The sequence below is a fragment of the Nocardia mexicana NBRC 108244 genome, from assembly GCF_001613165.1.
GTDB classification, from domain to species: domain Bacteria; phylum Actinomycetota; class Actinomycetes; order Mycobacteriales; family Mycobacteriaceae; genus Nocardia; species Nocardia mexicana.
This window is the reverse complement of sequence record NZ_BDBV01000036.1, coordinates 75,482-90,217: the sequence shown is the minus strand read 5'-3', so window position 1 is coordinate 90,217 and position 14,736 is coordinate 75,482. Positions and strand designations below refer to the sequence as shown.

The 14,736-nt window shown below is 69.1% G+C and carries 17 protein-coding genes; 1 reads left to right on the top strand and 16 read right to left on the bottom strand.

All coding sequences use genetic code 11. The annotated features are described in order from the left end of the window. Positions 1–19: 19 nt before the first annotated feature. The 5 genes from NM1_RS15275 to NM1_RS15255 form a co-directional block, all read right to left on the bottom strand. Positions 20–265 carry a hypothetical protein gene (locus NM1_RS15275; RefSeq protein ID WP_068019968.1) on the bottom strand — a complete coding sequence of 82 codons (246 nt, stop codon included), beginning with the start codon at positions 263–265 and terminating at the stop codon, positions 20–22. After that, complete coding sequence (locus tag NM1_RS15270) at positions 262–1,068, bottom strand: hypothetical protein (protein WP_147289091.1); 807 nt, start codon at positions 1,066–1,068, stop codon at positions 262–264. The genes NM1_RS15275 and NM1_RS15270 overlap by 4 nt, the downstream gene beginning before the upstream one ends. 141 nt (positions 1,069–1,209) lie before the next feature. Further along, a complete protein-coding gene (locus tag NM1_RS15265) occupies positions 1,210–2,088 on the bottom strand; it encodes a DNA-processing protein DprA (RefSeq protein ID WP_068019963.1) in 879 nt (292 codons plus the stop codon). Beyond that, positions 2,085–3,011: a DNA-processing protein DprA gene (locus tag NM1_RS15260; RefSeq protein WP_169814261.1), complete on the bottom strand. Its 927-nt coding sequence runs from the start codon at positions 3,009–3,011 to the stop codon at positions 2,085–2,087. Before NM1_RS15260 ends, NM1_RS15265 begins: the two co-directional genes overlap by 4 nt. A gap of 95 nt (positions 3,012–3,106) precedes the next feature. Further along, positions 3,107–4,084, bottom strand: a complete 978-nt coding sequence (locus tag NM1_RS15255) for a DUF4192 domain-containing protein (RefSeq protein WP_068019958.1) — start codon at positions 4,082–4,084, stop codon at positions 3,107–3,109. A gap of 401 nt (positions 4,085–4,485) precedes the next feature. Here NM1_RS15255 and NM1_RS15250 point away from each other — a divergent pair, with 401 nt between their 5' ends. Next, entirely contained in the window at positions 4,486–5,157 is a 672-nt protein-coding gene (locus NM1_RS15250) for a hypothetical protein (protein ID WP_147289090.1), read from the top strand. 261 nt (positions 5,158–5,418) lie between these two features. On the opposite strand, the gene NM1_RS15245 is transcribed toward NM1_RS15250, so the two are convergent. From NM1_RS15245 to NM1_RS15195, 11 genes are all read right to left on the bottom strand, one after another. Continuing rightward, a complete protein-coding gene (locus NM1_RS15245; RefSeq protein WP_068019954.1) occupies positions 5,419–5,919 on the bottom strand; it encodes a TIGR04338 family metallohydrolase in 501 nt (166 codons plus the stop codon). After that, positions 5,916–6,674 carry a DUF2786 domain-containing protein gene (locus tag NM1_RS15240; RefSeq protein ID WP_068019950.1) on the bottom strand — a complete coding sequence of 253 codons (759 nt, stop codon included), beginning with the start codon at positions 6,672–6,674 and terminating at the stop codon, positions 5,916–5,918. The genes NM1_RS15245 and NM1_RS15240 overlap by 4 nt, the downstream gene beginning before the upstream one ends. Beyond that, on the bottom strand, positions 6,671–7,375 hold the full coding sequence (locus NM1_RS42245; protein ID WP_068019947.1) for a hypothetical protein: 705 nt from the start codon (positions 7,373–7,375) through the stop codon (positions 6,671–6,673). Before NM1_RS42245 ends, NM1_RS15240 begins: the two co-directional genes overlap by 4 nt. 13 nt (positions 7,376–7,388) lie before the next feature. Next, positions 7,389–7,646: a hypothetical protein gene (locus NM1_RS15230; RefSeq protein WP_068019945.1), complete on the bottom strand. Its 258-nt coding sequence runs from the start codon at positions 7,644–7,646 to the stop codon at positions 7,389–7,391. After that, positions 7,637–8,131, bottom strand: a complete 495-nt coding sequence (locus tag NM1_RS15225) for a hypothetical protein (RefSeq protein WP_068019943.1) — start codon at positions 8,129–8,131, stop codon at positions 7,637–7,639. The genes NM1_RS15230 and NM1_RS15225 overlap by 10 nt, the downstream gene beginning before the upstream one ends. Then, entirely contained in the window at positions 8,128–8,370 is a 243-nt protein-coding gene (locus NM1_RS15220; RefSeq protein ID WP_068019941.1) for a hypothetical protein, read from the bottom strand. The genes NM1_RS15225 and NM1_RS15220 overlap by 4 nt, the downstream gene beginning before the upstream one ends. Before the next feature lie 111 nt (positions 8,371–8,481). After that, positions 8,482–9,249, bottom strand: a complete 768-nt coding sequence (locus NM1_RS15215) for a class II glutamine amidotransferase (protein ID WP_068019938.1) — start codon at positions 9,247–9,249, stop codon at positions 8,482–8,484. After that, a complete protein-coding gene (locus tag NM1_RS43985; RefSeq protein WP_246011582.1) occupies positions 9,237–10,436 on the bottom strand; it encodes an amidoligase family protein in 1,200 nt (399 codons plus the stop codon). The genes NM1_RS15215 and NM1_RS43985 overlap by 13 nt, the downstream gene beginning before the upstream one ends. A gap of 109 nt (positions 10,437–10,545) precedes the next feature. Beyond that, positions 10,546–11,340 carry a class II glutamine amidotransferase domain-containing protein gene (locus NM1_RS15205; protein ID WP_068019936.1) on the bottom strand — a complete coding sequence of 265 codons (795 nt, stop codon included), beginning with the start codon at positions 11,338–11,340 and terminating at the stop codon, positions 10,546–10,548. Then, a complete protein-coding gene (locus NM1_RS15200) occupies positions 11,328–12,224 on the bottom strand; it encodes an amidoligase family protein (protein WP_246011581.1) in 897 nt (298 codons plus the stop codon). The genes NM1_RS15205 and NM1_RS15200 overlap by 13 nt, the downstream gene beginning before the upstream one ends. Before the next feature lie 1,719 nt (positions 12,225–13,943). After that, complete coding sequence (locus NM1_RS15195) at positions 13,944–14,696, bottom strand: DUF2637 domain-containing protein (RefSeq protein ID WP_068019934.1); 753 nt, start codon at positions 14,694–14,696, stop codon at positions 13,944–13,946. Between the last annotated feature and the right edge of the window lie 40 nt (positions 14,697–14,736).

Sequence of the window (14,736 nt, the reverse complement as noted above, 5' to 3'; positions counted from 1 at the left end):
GGCGGCTTTGTCGTGGGGTTCACCCGTGGTCGAGGTCGCAGACGGCGTCGGCCAGCGGAGGTCGGATCGGGCGGAGGTCGCCGGTAACGGAGTCGGGGATGCCGTGTTCAGCGGCCATGCGCTCGACGTAGGCGATCAGGCGTCCGGTCGAGCCGCCGAACATGCGCCGCACCAGGTCTTGCACGGCGCGGTGGTCGTGCAGCGGCAGATAGTCGCGGCCGGTGGCACGTCCGCACCCGCATGCGCACCGATGCGAGCCGGTCATGGCCGGACCGCTCCCGCACCCGTGCCGTCGGCGCGGGTGCGGGAGACATTGAGCGGGCCCGGCCGGAGCACTCCGTGGTGATCGGAATCGAACTGCCAGTGCCGACATTCCCAGTCCGGGTGCCGGTCGACCCACCCGGGAGCCACGAAAGGCAGCCAGTAGGAGTGTTTGCGCACTGTGCCCGCGAGTCCACGGGATACGAGGTCGGCGTAGTCGTTGACGGAGACGGTGTGCAGCCGGGTGAGTGACGGATCAGGGTCGTCGTAGAACGCCAGCTCGCGGTAGCCGTCGGGGACGGTGTCGGCGATGCTGATCAGGTCGCGCGCCCAGATCCCGATTTCGAGCCAGGGGACGAAGTCGGTGTCGCTGAGCCCGTTGCCTTCCGCGGTCAGCGCGGGCAGCGCGGGCAGCGCATGAATATAGTCGGCGTCGCCCGGGACATCGCCGTGGTCGACGTACTGGTGTTTGGTGTAGTTGATGAGGTAGCGGCCGAGCGGTGCTCCGGGGGCATACCGTGTCGTATGCCCCTCGGGCGCCGCCAGTGCCTCGGTGAACAGATTCTTGTCCCGCCCGGTGTCGGGGTCTTGGTGTTCTCCGGCCCACACGACGCGCGCCGGATAGGTCAGGGCCTGCTCGACGGCGGCGACGAAGCGATTGCCGAATCCGCCGTGCAGGGCGAGAGCCTCGCTCTGCCCGTGGGTGTGCGGCGACATGTGCCCGAGGACGGTGGTGTGGTCGACGGAGAGGAACACCACGCGGAACTGCTGACTGTCGTATGGGAACGCGGGAGCGGGGGACGCCACGAGCGAGACCTCCTTCAGGTCAGCGATGAACACAACAAGGGATGACGGCGAGCCAGCACGCGGGTGCCCCGTGCTGGCGGCACGGCCGCTGGGCCGAATTGTCTTGGGAGAACGCGCCAGCCGGACGGTGCGGGCCGACGTCTAGTCGAACCAGTGGTGAATGTCGCGGCCGGACGTGACCAGGCGAGCGTGGCCATCGGCGAGGAGTTGGTGGGGCAGCCGTGAGGTCGCGGAGGTGACTGGGCCGGGGACCGCGAAGACCGGGGTCCGGACGCGGATCGCGGTCGCGGCGGTGGTGGCGGGTTCCCCAGCGTGCGCGGATTCGATCACGACGACACCCGCGCAGAGAGCGGACAACAGGCGGGCGTGCGCGCGGCGGCGGGCCCGGGTCACCCTGGTCCCGGGCGGGTACGGGGAGATGAGCAGGCCGGTGTCGGCGATGGCGGCGAGCAGGTCGGCGTTGCCGGGTGGATGGGCGATATCGAGCCCGCACGGCAGGACCGCGACCGGCGTGGCCTGGTGGGTGAGGGCGGCGCGGTGTGCGGTGGCGGCGATGCCGTAGCCGCTGGATGCGGCGATGTTCCAACCGAATTGGGCAAGCTCGGCGACCAGGGTGGTGGTGACGGTGCGGCCGTAGCTGGTCGGGGTGCGGGTGCCGGTGACGGTGATCGCATGCCCGGCGGTGACGTCCAAGCGGGCGGGGCCGCGGACGTAGAGCGCGAACGGGCTCGGCGACGGGGTGCGGTCCAGCGGCGCGAGTTGCAGCCGGGGCCATTCGGGATCGTCTCGGGTGACCAGACGACCGCCGACCGCGGCCAAGAGGTCGACGTCGCGGCGCGCGAGGTCGACGGCATCGGACGGCACCGGGAACGGCGTTCTCCCGGCGCGGATCCTGTCCGCGACCGCGGCGACGGGTTGGCCGAGCCACATCGTGCGGGCCCCGTGTTCGGAATAGCTGAGCGCGCGAGCGATGAGCGCCCGGTCCAGCGTCGCCTCCGACGCTGTGGTGGTCGCGGTCATCGGTTGCCGCCCTGGGTGTGTCGGCCGGTGACCAGGTCGAGAACGTCGTCGACGCTGGTGGCGAGGTGGGCGTGGCCGTCGCGAATGAGTTGGTGGCAGCCGCGCGAGGAGGCGGAGTAGATCGAGCCGGGAATGGCTGCGACCGGACGGCGCAGGCGCCGCGCCCATCTCAAGGCATGCAGGCTGGACGACCGGACCCCGGACTCGCAGACGACAACACCCGTCGACAGCGCGGCGACGAGGCGGTGGCGGTCCTGGAACCGAGCCCGCCGCGGCAACGTACCCGGGGGATACTCCGACACCAGCACTCCGTGGTCGGCGATGCGGGTGAACAGGTCGGCCTGCTGGTGCGGATGGGGACGGTCCAGACCCGCGGGCAAGACCGCGATGGCGGGCGCATCAGCGGACAGCGCGGCTGTGAGCGCGGCAGCGTCCACGCCGAACGCACCGCCGTTGATGATCGTCCGGTCGTGTGCGGCGAGACCTCGGGTGAGATCGGCCGCGACGTGGAGCCCATAGTCGGTGGCGGCCGCGGCCCCGGTGACCGCGACCGTCCGAGCGAACGTGTCGAGCGGCGCGGAGCCGCGTACCCACAACGCCACCGGCACCGACGAATCGCCCCAGCATGCGCCCACATTGGCCAGGCGGGCGGGCCAGTCCGGGTCGTCGCGGGCTACCAACCGGCCACCCGCAGCAGCGGCGGACTCCAGATCGCGGTCCGCACGGGCGAAAGCGTGGGGATCGGCCGGGTATTCGGCTGTGCCGGTGACTATCTGATCGGCCGCCTCCTCCGGGCCGTACTCGTCGAGCAGTTGATGAACCCGCTGCGGGGTGTGGACAGCGGCGCGCGACAGCACCGCCCACGCGCGGCGCCGCGCCGCGGAACCGGGTTCGGGTCTGGGTTCGGGCACAACAGAATGCATCGGGCACTCCTGACAAGAGAGGGTGAGGCACTGGACAACCGGCACCGGACCGAAGCCACACATGACGCCGTGCGCCGGGCGTCGTTCGGCCGTTGTCAGTCGAGGTGCAGGCCGAGGGCGGTGGCGACGGCGCGTCCGGAGTGAACGAGGAACCGCACGATCTCGAGGCGACGCGCGGACGTCGGAGCCAGCTGCTGGGGAAGGCGGCTGCCCGGGTGATCGACCCCGATCGCGCGCAACGCGGCCGCAGCTGCGCCGAGGTCGTCGGCGGCGATCGCGGCGGCCGCGGCCAGTAGCGCGGCGTCGCCGCGATGGCCGGGCGGCAGGGTTTCCCACGCCAGGGTCCACAGTTGCCCGGCGGCGCCCGCATGACCGGTGTCGATCAGCGCGAAGCAGCAGTCCCGGATCACCGGGTCCTGCAGGATGATTGCCAGCTCGGCGATCTCGGCCGGGGACGGCCACGTCTGGGCAGCGATCCCGCGGATCAGGTCGAGCACGAACCGCATCCGCTCCTGCCGCCGAGGTTCACTGCCGACCTGTGCGGAGGTGTCGCGGAGACGGTCCGCGAGGTGAGCGGCGGTTCGGGCGGTGCGGTCGGGTTCGGGTGCGAGGACGCCGGGCACCTGCGGGGCCGGGCCAGGCTGGGCGTCGTGGTCGGGATGCACCAGGCTCCACCACGGCTGACCCGCCTCGATCTCCGGCGTGACCCAGGCATCCAGCAGCGGTACGCGCCAGACCGCGGCGCGGTCGCGCAGCAGCACGATCAGGTCGTGGTATCGCTCCACCGGCGCGGTGGTGGCAGTGGTGTCGAGGGTGTCGTCGATGACGACGGCGCAGATCGTGTCCGGCCGGTAGTACGCGCAGTCGTGGAATGCCGCCATCGCGACGCCCTGGTTGTCCACCGCGCCGCCCGGGGTGTAGAGGTCGACTCGAGTGGCATGGGTCGCGCGGACCAGGCCTTCGGGAGTGTCGGTGTGCGACAGCAGGATGAGCACCACCGACCGGCGCGGAATGAACGCCAGCCACGAGCGGATAGCGGCGATCACCGCACCCGGATTCTCGATGGACAACATGCGAAATCACCTTTCGGACAACAGGAGACGGCAACAACATCGGAGGTAGCGCGCTGCGACGCACAGGAGACGACCCGTGGCCTCGGCCGGGGGAGCACGGATCACGCCCGAATGACTTGGCGTAGAAAGGGGACGGTGGGCGCGCGAAGGGGAGGCACGCCCACCGTCGACGCGCCGGCCGCAGCGAAGAGATGCGGTGGCGCGGGCCTGGCGCCGGTCCGGAGACACTCTCGCGGAGACGGCGTGGATCCGTGCGTAACCGCCACGCCGACGCGGGATCTCGGAATCCCAGCGGTGAATAGGGGTGTCCCGAGATCGTGGCCGGAGCCCGCGGGTGACGGTGCCGGTATCGTGGTGGTGTGAGGGACTGACCGGCCCGTCAGGCTAGTCAGGAGTTTGTGATGCCCTCAGATCGTCCCCGCCGTCCCCGTCGCCCGCGCCGGTCTCGTTCGCGGGCGCGGTCCCCGGAGGTGGTGGCGCGGCAGGAACGGCTGCGCCGCCGGATCCTCGATCAGCGTGCCGCGCAACGGGAACGGGAGAAAGCCGTCACCGCCGCGGTCCGTGACTATCTGGCAGCCTGGCATGCGATCGGGCTGACCGCGCAGCGCCGCGACCAGGATGTGGAGCGGCTGCAGCAGCAGATCACCGACGTCACCGCCGACGCCACCAGCGACATCGCCGGTCACGAACACGAGCAGGCACTCGCCGCCGCCGCGATCCACGCCCAAGGACACAGCGACGAGGAGATCGCCGAACTGTTGGAGATCACGGTGAAACGCGCCCGGCAACTACTCGCCACCGCCCGCAAATCCGACACCACTCCGCCCGCGCCGTCGCCGCCCGTGCCGAGCGCGACCAAGCCACACCGCGCCGACAAGGACGCAGGAGACCGGACCGAACATGCTGTGCAGCACCCAGATCCACGTGGCAGCACCCACAGTGACCACCACGGCAGCGGCGTCGAGGGAGGTGACGATGCTGATCTCCCGTCGCAGGTCCGGGCATCCAGGGCCGTCCGTCGGGATGGTGACGGTGGTCGCGGGGGCGCGGACGTGGAGAGGGCCGTGGAATAGGTGGCGGGCCGGGTGGCTGCGGCCTCCTGATGGTGTTGCAGCGAGTCGGGCAGCGTCGGGTCGGCCGGGTGGAACCGGCACAGCCACCGTGCGTGAGGCGGCCTGAGTGCGGCGGGAACGCGCGCGTGCGGCCGCCCGGGCTTCAGTGTCGATGGCCGCCGATGCCGTTGGTGGGCAACCGAACTGGTGATATCGCGAACGGCGGCCCCTTGGTGGCGTGTACGGGCAGGGCTGCGCCTCGGATGCTATCTGCGGCACGGGTCATCCGATGGCGGCGCCCGCGTCGTGCAGGAGGGTGCGGAGCAGCCACTGGGCTTCGGGCCCGAGGACACCGCCGGTGAGGTCGGCGAAGACGCCGCAGAATTCGGGGCCGTGGTTCGCGGTTGCGGGTGGCTGGAGGTGGTGGGCCAGTTCGTGCAGCACGACCACTTCCCGCAGCGAGGTTTGGGTGCGGGTGTGCACGGCGATGGTGGCGGTCGCGAACTCGTAATGCGCCGCGGCGTCGCTGCGGCGTTCCCGCACCCCCACCGGGATCCGGGCGCGTGCCCACCGTGCCCGCACCCAGCCCAGCGCGAGAACCTGCCCGACATACACGGTGACGGCGTCGAGGGACCCCATGCGGCGCTCGACGGGCAGGGTGACCCTCGACCCGAATACCTCCACCGTGCGGTGCGCGGTGGTGTCGGCTTGGTCGAGTAGCCACCGCAGTCGCTGCTCGGCGTCATACACCTTGTGCCGCTGGGTGTCCCGGGCCCGGGTCACGACGGCAACCCGGGCGGCGGCGTGCCCAGTTCGGGATCGGTGCCCAGTCGCGCGGTGCGCCCGGCGCGGTCCCCGGCGGCGGTCGCGTGCGGCGCGTCGGGGCCGCGACGACGTCCGCCCCGCCAGGTGCCTGTCGCCGCGGAGTGTTCGCGGTGGAAGTCGCGCACGGCGATGTTCTTGCTGCGCAACGCGATCGCGGTGCCGGTCGCCGAATCCATGGCGCGAGCGAGCGCGTCGCCGCGGGCGTCGTCACGAGCGCGGCGCAGCCGGTCACCGACACGGGCGGCGAACGCCTCCTGGAACCGGATCCGGGCCGTGACCCCCGCAACCGGCGGCGTGGCGCGCCGGTGCTGCCCAGAGCGCAGATACGCGGCGGAGGCGCGGACCATCTGCTGCACCAGCGAGGTGTAGAGCAGGCGGGTGGTATTGATATCGGTGGCGAACCCGAACGCCACCACCCAGCTGGAATCGTGTGCCGCGTCGACGCGGACGTCGTTGGCGCGGGCGATCGCCACGAACAACAGTACATACGTCGACAGCCCCCGCGTGCCGGGCTCCCCGAGGTGGATTTGCCGCATCACCGGCACCGCATTCCGGCCGCGGCGGGTGTGGGCGCGGGCGACGGCGAGATCGATCGACCGGGCGGTGGCGATGCGTTGCGCGGCGGTGAGGAACGCGTCGGCTTCGTGCGGATTATCGGTGGATTCGGCTTGCCGCAACAGAGCACCCACCCGGGCCAGCTCATCGGAACTCACAGCGGGCTCGCTCCCTTTCCGGTGGCGTATCGATCGAGCGCGATAACGGCGGCCAGCACGTCGAGCACAGTCCGCTCGCCCGAGCGGGCACCGGGGTCGGGGGTGGCGTCGCGGACCTTGCGGATCGCCAGCAGCGGCACGTCCCGCAGCAGGACCCCGGCCATCGGGGGCGTGTCCTCGTCGCCGGGATGGCGGGCGATGCGGTAGTGGTCGCGGTCGATCCACACCGCGTACCAGGCCTCGATCGGTTGACCGGCCCGCTTGTCTTCGTCGGAACCGGTGACAGGCGGTTTCCAGACCGCGCACTGGCATTGCGGGTCGTCGCAGCGGGTCAACCGGGCCGCGGTGGCGCGGGACCGATAATGCGATACGCGCGCGGCCAAGACCGGGCAGGCTGCTGTCGCGTAGTGGGCGCATTCGGGGTGCAGGCCCGGTTCCGGTCCGATGCCGCGCAGCCAGTCGGCGGGGCGCAGCAGCACGACCACCCGGTCACCGAACGGGTGACCGCAGACCTGGCACAGCGAAAACGACAGCACCAGCTGCAGGTCGGCGGGATCGAGCGCACCCCACACGGGCATGCGGCCGCCCCGGTGACACAGGGTGACGAACGGGATCGTCAAGCCCTGCGCGGACGGCGCGTCATGCAGGCGCGCGAGGATCGGCGGGCGCGCCGAATCGGGGGACGGTGTAACGGAATCCACGATCGGGACCTCCTCAATCGAAGGCAGAGACAGGCGTACGAGGCCGGAAAGCCGGTGGCGGGCCGACGGTTTCGACATCCGGGAAGGTCGACAGGGCGACCGCGACGGCCGCCGGCGGGTGCTGGGCGGGGTGGATGCGTACGTGCAGGGTGGCGGTGACCGCGCCCGCGGCGGGCGGGTCGGTGGTCCACGCGCCGAAGCCGGGGCCCGGGTCGGGCAGATGGGTTTCGATCCACGCCACCAGGTCTGCGGCGTGGGTGATCACGGCCACCGGCGGCGGGTCCCGGTGTGCGGGTTCTTGTCGTGCAGCCGCACCACCGCAGGGGCGGTAGGTGCTTGCCGGGTGAGGGTGGTGGTGAGGGCGGCCTCGTAGCCGCTGGCGGCCCACGACCCGGCAGTCAGCACGAATCCGCCGGGTGTCGGGTCGACCGGCGCGAGGTACCAGTGGAATCCGGTGGTGCCGTAGATGCCGAACGGGTCGTGCTCCCACCGGGTTTCGCTGATACCGGGGGTGACGACCTGGGTTGCGATCTCCACCGCGATCAACGCCACCGGCGCGGCGCCACCGGCAGCGACCTCGGCGGTATCGATACCGGGGAACGCCGCGATCGGGGTGCCGGGCCGGGGATGGGTGGCGAAGGCGGCCCGGTACCCGACCACGACCACGGCGGTGTCGGGCCCGGGGTCGGCGACCGCGCCGATGTAGCCGGACTGCACTCGCACCCGCGCGGTGTAGGAGCCCAGATCGACGCTCATCGGCGGGCACCGTCCTGGTCGAGATAGTCGGTCAGGGCCGCGTCCGCGGCATCGAGTTCGGCCGTGAGGGTGGCGTCGAGCCGGGCACCGATGCCGCGGAGCTGTGCCGCGAGCTGTTGTGGCTCGCCGCCGGTCGCGTCGGCGAGGCCGGTGGCGAACTGGAGCAGTTCCCGGGAGAAGGTGAGGTGAGCTGCGGAGGCCCGGATCAGATGAGGTACGACGAGATGAACGTAGGGCACGGATCCTCCTGCAAGACAGTAATTTCGGCTATTTGCGCGGTGTGACGGCGTGCGGTACACCGAGCCCGCGCCGGTGTGATCTGGCCCGGGCTCGGTGGTGGCGGAGAGCGGTCAGGCCACCTGGTCGAGGTAGTAGTCGAGGTCGGCGTAACGGTTCAGGCCGTCGTATCCGGGGCACTCGCAGTGCGGGAACGGCCGGATACAGTCCTGGCAATATCCGCAGAACACGCAATGCGTGCCGGGGCGTTCGGGATCGAACTCGCCGCACATGCCGCAGTAGGCGTCCTCGGCGTTGCCGTCCAAGAGGGCCAGCGGCCATTGGTAGGAGGTGTTGGAGTACCAGGCGCCGTCGTCGCTGTGGTGGCCGAGGTGTTCGTTGAACACGTACGCGGTGTGCCGGTAGGCGGGATCGATGGTGAGCAGCACCATCTTGTCGGTGCGTAGCCACTGCTCGAGGCCGCTGCGCCCGGTCCACGCATCCAGGGAGCCGAACGGCTGGGTAGGCAGGAAGTCCTCGGCGGCGATGCGTGTATCCGACCGCAGATCACCCTTCGGCGGTTGGACCAGGGTGGGCAGGATCCCGTTGTGCGCCAGTACCGTCCGCTCATCACCGCCCACGATGAATGGGTGACAGTTGTCGACGGAGACGGTGCCGTGGGTGGCAAGCCGGGAATGGAACAGGGCGGGGGTGTCGGGGAATTCGGCTCGGACGGTGGCGAATTCGTCGATGACGCGGTCGGGGTCGAGGCCGTGACCGACGAGGATGCGGTCGTCGGCGACCACGGCGTAGCCGTGACCGTCCGGGTTCACGATCGCTCCGGCGTGTAGGGCGACGAGGTCGGGGGTGACGCCGGGGCGATAGAAGGTCAGGATGCACATGCGAGGTCCTCCAATTCAGCCAGCAGCGGCGCGTATTCGGGACGGCCGCGCAGCCAGGTGACGAACGCGGTCCATTCCCAGCCGCGGCGGCGCGCGATGTCGCCGCTGGTGAGGGTGCGGGTGTAGGCGACCGACGCGGCGACGAACGCCAACGCGGCCTGCACCTGCTGCGGGTCCAGGGAACTGGCGAAGATCCGCACTTCGAAGGTGTGCTCGGGCAGGGTGTTGATCGCCTGGAAGCGGCCGAGATTGCCCAGGCCCCGCTGCGGGTGCCCCTTGGCGAGGTCGCCGATGCCCGCGCGGGCGTCCGGTGCGAAGCTGGCCCACTGGTCCGAACAGCGGCGCGCCAGCGCGGTGGCATGGCGTTCGTTGCGGTAGACGAACTTCATCCACCGGTACACATGCGTGGGGGAGGCGAACCCGGCCCGTGACACGTGCACATGGATACCGACGTCGCCGTCGGCATGCGCGCCGCGAGAGGCCAGCTCCGGCAACAGATCCCACGGGAACCGCTCGATCGCGTACCGATAGGACATCGGATGGGTGACCAGCTCGAACCCACAGCAGATCGAGCCGTCCTGTTTCAGGTAACCCAACGACCCGAGGCGCGCGTTGGCGAGGTCCACGCAGTCGTCGAAACCGTATCCGTCGGTTTCGATCTCGAGTTCCAACCCGAGATACGGCTGCTCGTCACCGTGGAACACCGGGGCGGGTTTGTAGTAATAGTCGTGCAGGTGACGGCGTTGGGGTACGCAGTGATTGCAGTAGTCGTAGCTGGTGGTGAGGTCGTCGCAAATATCGCAGGAATGAAAGTCGCCAGCGCAGTCGTCGCAGACCCAGGCGCCGTTGTCGACTTCGCGGAGTTCCCGCGCCGGCAGCAGACATTGATCGCAGGTGCTGTAGTCGGGTTCGCAACCGGCACAGACGATTCCGCCGGTCGCGGTATCGGCGCCGTCGGCGGCATACAAGTCGCACGCCTCGCACTCGTGCCACCCGGTGGCACAATCAGCGCACCGTACCCCGTCGTCGACGGTGTGATGTGGGTCGGGCGCGGGCAGGCCGCACCCATCACACACCGGCACGGCGGCGCAGGCGCCACACACCGCGACCGCCGTGGTGGGCGGATCGTCAGGCAGCAGCGCGCTCGAGCACACCGAGCACCGCCGCTCGGTCAGCACAGCAGGCATAAGGCAATCGCCTCCCAAAAGAGAGAAAGGTGGACACGACAACGCCCCGCCGACCCCCGGTATGGGGATGGCGGGGCGCGTCAGGACGGAGGGGTCGAACGTGATCCGGTCAGCGGTGGTGACGACGCACACCGGAGCGCGCCGAACCGTGCGGCCGATGGCTGCGACGCGGCAGCGCCGTGACCGTGGCACCACGCGCGAACGTGGCGCAGTCGCAATCCGGATACGGCGTCAGGCATACGAAGCACCAGCCACAGCGGCCGCAGTAGCGGCCGCGGCGAGAGGCGTCGACAGTGCGGCAGTAGCCGCACGTGTACAGCCACAAACCAGGGCGCAGCCGGTCGCGGAGGTAGCTGGTGTTGGAGTACCAGATCTCCTCGTCCCAGATCCCGGCGTGCTCGTTGAAGACGTACGCGTGTTCGCGGTAGGCCGGGTTCACGGTGAGCAGCACGAGTTTGCTGGTGCCGAGCCAGGATTCGAGTCCGCGACGGCCCTGCCGGGTGTCCGGTGAGCCGAACGGCTGCCGGGGCAGATACTGCTCGGCGGCGATGCGGGTGTCCGAGCGGCGGTCGTACGGGCCCGGCCGTACCCGCTTGGGCAGCACACCGTTATGCGCCACCACCGTGCGCCGATCCCGCCCCAGCCAGAACGGATGACAGTTGCCGACATCGACGACACCGTGGGTGGCGTAGCGGCTGTGGAACAACGCCGGACCGTCCGGGAACCGCGCCCGGACCTCGGCGAACTCGCCGATCACCTCCGCGGCGCGCAGGCCGTGGCCGACGACGATCTCCGAACCGGTGACCACCGCGAATCCGTGGCCGTCGTCGTTCACTTGGGCTCCGACGGCGAGCGCATCGGTGTCGGGTGCGGTCCCGGCGGGGTAGAAGGTCAGCAGGCACATTCCAGGGCCTCCATCTCCGCCGACAGCGGCGCGTACTCGGGGTGGTAGTCAACCCAGGCGGTGAACCGTGACCAGGCCCAGCCGTCGCGGCGCACCACATCAGCGGTGGTCAGGCCGCGGGTGTATTCGATGGAGGCGGCGGTGAACGCCAGCGCTGCCTGGACTCGTTGCGGGTCCAGGGATCCGGCGAACACCCGCAACTCCAGTGTGTGGCGCGGGTGCGGGTTGATCGCCTGGAACCGGTCGAGCCCGAACCGGCGCAGATCCCCCTTCGCCGAATCCTTGACCCGCGCCCGCGCTGCCGGGGAGAACCCCGCGTAGTCCGAGCGACGACGCGCGAGCGCGACGGTGTGAGACTCGTTGCGGTACACCAGCTTCGCCCACCGATAGATATGCGCGGGCGAGGAGAACCCGGCCCGGGACGCATGCACGTGTAGCCCCACCCGATCATCGGACTGACACCCCAGATCAGATAGTTCGCCCAGCAGCGGCCACGGGAACTCCTCGATCGCGAACCGGTAATCCATCGGATGGGTGACCAGCTCGAAACCCCGCGGTTCGATCGACGCGTCGCGCTTCAGGTACGCCAACCGGCCCACCCGGTCACACACCGTGTCCACGCACTCGGCGTAGGTGTCGTCGGGGACAATGATTTCCAGCTCCGCGCCCAGGAACAGCCGGTGACGACCGCTCCCGAAGAAGCGTGGATTGGGCTTGTAGGAGTAGTTCCACACCCGGCCGTCCGGGCGGCAGCCATCACAGTCCACGCCCTCGGGCAGCAGCGTGCCGCACTCTCCACAGGCGTCGAAGCCGTCGGCGCACACCCGGCACGCCCGCAGGCCACCGGCCACGTACCGGGAGGCATCGGTGTAGCGGAAACACAAGGTGCAGTGCTCGAACCACGATGGCGCGCAGGTCGGGCACACGAACCCGTTCCGGTCGGTGCGCGACGTCTGCCGGGTCAGATACCGGCAGCCGACGCAGTCGACCCAGCCTGTCGCGCACCGACTGCAGAGTCGTTGGCCGTCGAACGTTGCGGGCAGCCGACGACCCCGGGTATGGCAGCGGTCGCATCGATCCAACCGCGACCAACAACCCAGACACACGAACTCGTCGTCAACCGTCGTCAACCGGTCACCCGGATCGCGGGAATGACACACCACGCACTGTGGCGCGGTGGTTAGCGGAGAAGACACGGCACATCGCCTCCCAATCACGGAAGAGGGGGTGGAAAAACGAAAAACGCCGCGGCGGAAGCGAATTCCGTCACGGCGTCGAAGAGAAGAAAGGCAAGAAAGAACAGTCCGCGTACTGGCAGGCGTCAGGGCGCAGGCAGCAGCTGATTACCGGTTTGGTTTAGATCGGATGATCAACGAGTCGAAGGCACGGCGTGAAGTGTGGAGGTACCCGACGAGAACGTCGACGAATGTTTTTGTGCTCACACGTCGCCGACGAGATGGCTACGCGTTGGCGTAACCTCCGGCATCCCACACCACCCACCGGAACTGGGCAGGCGGAAGCGGCTGCCGCACAGGCACACCCGGAGCCGGAGCCACCGGCCAATACCCGACATGGCACCGATGGCAATAGAAGGCAGCACTCCAGACGCCACGAGCCGTAGGACGCCCACGAATGATCCGGCCATTGCGCCGGGCACGACGAGCCGCCACCCACAACATCGCGATCGACGGTGCAGCCAGGATCAGGATTAATCCGACTGATGCGCCGATCGTCCACGGAATCGAAACCTCATAGCCCGGCTCAGTGGCTGCGGCGAAGGCAATAGGAATGTAGGCGAGCGCAGGCAAGGAAAAGAGAACGCCGAAGAGACTGAATCGGGTTGCGCTGCGCTGATAAGGTTCAGATGCGAGTTCTGTGGCAAGCACAGTGGAGCGAGTGTGGTGAACCGTTGCCGAACCTACGACCGGGACGAAACCTGTTGAGGCGATCCCAACGCCGGAGTAATAGTCGGTCCCAGAGACCGTGGACGTCCCTGCAGCACATATTGCAGGTACGCTCTGGACCAAGTCCTCGTACCCGCATTGGGGGCAGCTGATGTCGATTCCCACGGCGGTGTCCCCTCCCGGTGCGGCTGCGCTGCGGTGGTGACGGTGACTGCGCAACAGCGTATCTGATCGTTCCCGGTGCTGCGATGGCTGAACCCATCGAACACCGTGAGGCGGCTGCTGTCGAGTGGGAATAGCGGAAGGCGCTTCGGATGTCATCTGGACTCCTTCACGTAGGTGGCAAGCTGGTACATCGGCCCATTTCCGACGTTGATGAATCGCGGTCTCCGACGAACGGCGTGCGTGCTTGTCGGTCTCGAGTGTGTTCAGAGATTGGGCGATGGGGGTCTGCGGCGTACTCGGGTTTTCTGGGGGTCTCCCATCTCGATGAGATCGGGTGCCGGTGCCTGCGCCGCCGGGTTCGGCGACGACGATACGTTCGACCTGGATGAGGCGTCGGCCCCCGTTGTCCCTGCTGCATACGACATTGAGCGCGAAGGCCGGTTCCCGGCTGTGGGTCTCAGCCGTGCAGGCCAGCGGCCAGGGATTGATCGGACGGATCAATGCCACGATTGGTGACGACACCCACCGCCGAAGTCACTGCGGTCCCCCAGATTTGGATGGGACAAGACCGTCTTCAGCGCAGCCGGTCTCGAGCTCTGTCGCGCGGGCGATTATTCGGCTGATGGTGGAGCGGCTGCGTTGTGTTCGGCAGGCGATTTCGGTGGGGTTGAGGCCGTCTGCATAGTGCAGTTTTAGGATATGTGCGATCTGACCGGGATCCCGACGACGTGCCGGATCGGCCTCGCAGATGGCTGTCGCCACTTCGGACCAGTGATGCGTGCCTTGGTCGTATCGTGCTTGCGCCGGTGCGGAGCTGTGGTCACCCTCGGTGGGGCTGTCCGATAGGTGCTCGGGCGGCGGTGAGACCGTGGTGGCGTCGGGAGCAGCCGTGTCATCGGTGGTGTGGTGGAACTGGTTTCGTGCGAGGGCGATGAGGGCGATGGTGGCTTGGGTCATGGATCCTTCGATGATCAGGGGCCAGAGCCAGGCTTGCTGGTGGGGAATTCCGGCGAGTTCGGCGAGGTCGCGGAGGGCGGTGAACGACAGCCAGAATGCGCCTGCGGCGATGAGGACGGTCAGGCCCATTGCTAGCAGGTGTATTGCGGTTGCTCGGGTCTGGGTGCGCAACAGGACGGTGACCCCGTGCACGGCAGTGAGCAGTGCGATCGGAGGGACGACTGCGACGGCGGCCGCGATAGGTGCCGCGGGGGTGTTGAAGGTGGCGTGTACGGCGTTGCCGGTCACGCTGACGGCCGCCGACGCAGCCAGCACACACCAGAAAAACATGTGCGCACGGTGCGGTCGGGGCGTACCCGCAGATTCGTCG